A 1,583-nucleotide genomic window follows, 5' to 3' on the forward strand; every position below is an offset into this window, starting at 1 on the left:
CCGCCGGCCCCGCCGGCTCCTCCTGCACCTCCGGTCGCGGACACCCCGCCCGCGCCGCCGGCATCCCCCGCTCCGCCCGCCTGATTCTCCCGGTCAGCCAGCCCTCGTGCCCTTCCTCGATGCCCTGCTCGTCGTCCTCGCGGGCATCGGGGCAGGCACGATCAACACCATCGTCGGGTCCGGCACGCTGATCACCTTCCCGACGCTGCTGCTGCTCGGCGTCCCGCCGATCACCGCGAACATCTCGAACAACATCGGCCTGGTACCGGGCAGCCTGACCGGCAGCATCGGCTACCGGAAGGAGCTCGTCGGCGCAGCACCGACCCTGCGCCGACTGGCCCCGATGTCCCTGCTCGGGGGCGTCACCGGTGCGGTCCTCCTGCTCGTGCTGGACCCGAAGCTGTTCCGGGCCATCGTGCCGGTGCTGATCCTCGTCGGGCTGGTTCTCGTCGTCACCGGCCCGCGGATCAACGCCTGGGCCGAGCGCCGGCGAGCAGAGGGCACCGCGAAGGCCGCGAACCACGAACGCGCCATGCAGGGTGGGGTCTTCGGTGCCGGGGTCTACGGCGGCTACTTCGGGGCGGCGCAGGGAATCATCCTGATGGGCATCCTCGGCAGCCTGTCGAGCGAGCCCATCCAGCGGCTCAACGGCTACAAGAACGTGCTCGCCACGATCGTCAACGGCGTCGCAGCGCTCGTCTTCATCGTCGTCGCGCACGACCAGATCGACTGGCTCGTCGTGCTGCTCATCGCCATCGGGGCCACCATTGGCGGCGTCATCGGATCGACGGTGGGCCGACGGCTGCCCCCACCCGTACTGCGGGCGGCGATCGTCGTCATCGGTGTGGTCGCCATCGTCAAGCTCGTGCGCTACCCCTGATGGACTGGCCGCTCGTGCTCGGCCTCGGCCTCGCGGTGCTCACCGGGGGTGTCGTCCAGTCGATGGTCGGCTTCGGGATGGCGGTCGTCGCGGCCCCCTTCGTCGTCCTGCTGGCCCCTGACCTCATGCCCGTCGCCCTGCTCGTGCCCGCCCTGGCGCTTCCCCTGCTCCAGCTCGCGCACGCCGAGCGCGACGTCGCGTGGCGGCCCCTCGGCTGGGCCGTGGGCGCCCGGACGCTCGCCACACCGGTCGGGGTCGCCGTCGTCGCGCTCGTCTCCCCGCGGGCCATCGCCGCCCTCGTCGGCGTGCTCATCCTGCTCACGGTCGCGCTGTCGGTCCGCACGATCGAGCTGCGCCCGACCCCGGTGAACGCGGCCGCCGCCGGTGCCGTGTCGGGCGTGTCCGGGACCGCGGCCGCCATCGGTGGCCCGTTCCTGGCGCTCGTGCTCCAGCACGAGCGCCCCGAGCGGGTGCGCTCGACGCTGGCGGTGTTCTTCCTCGCAGGCTCGGTGCTCGGGCTGGTCGGCCTGCGAGCCGGGGGCCAGCTGACGGCGCAGCAGGTCGTCGTCGGTGGCCTCTGGGTGCCGTTCGTGCTGCTCGGCTACGCCGCCGCGGCGCCCCTGCGGGCCCGCATCGACCCCGATCGGTTCCGACGCATCGTCCTCGGGTTCTGCGTCGTGGCGAGCGTCGTCGTCATCGGGCG

General features: G+C 72.8%; 2 protein-coding genes. Both read left to right on the forward strand.

Going from position 1 to position 1,583, the window contains the following annotated elements:
- Positions 1-106: 106 nt before the first annotated feature.
- Positions 107-880 carry a sulfite exporter TauE/SafE family protein gene (locus PLL68_RS03330; protein ID WP_324531636.1) on the forward strand — a complete coding sequence of 258 codons (774 nt, stop codon included), beginning with the start codon at positions 107-109 and terminating at the stop codon, positions 878-880.
- On the forward strand, positions 880-1,583 hold a 704-nt coding region (locus PLL68_RS03335; protein ID WP_324531630.1), incomplete at its 3' end, for a sulfite exporter TauE/SafE family protein. The genes PLL68_RS03330 and PLL68_RS03335, both read left to right, overlap by 1 nt.

It is taken from the genome of Ornithinibacter sp. (assembly GCF_035443565.1).
Taxonomy (GTDB): domain Bacteria; phylum Actinomycetota; class Actinomycetes; order Actinomycetales; family Dermatophilaceae; genus Fodinibacter.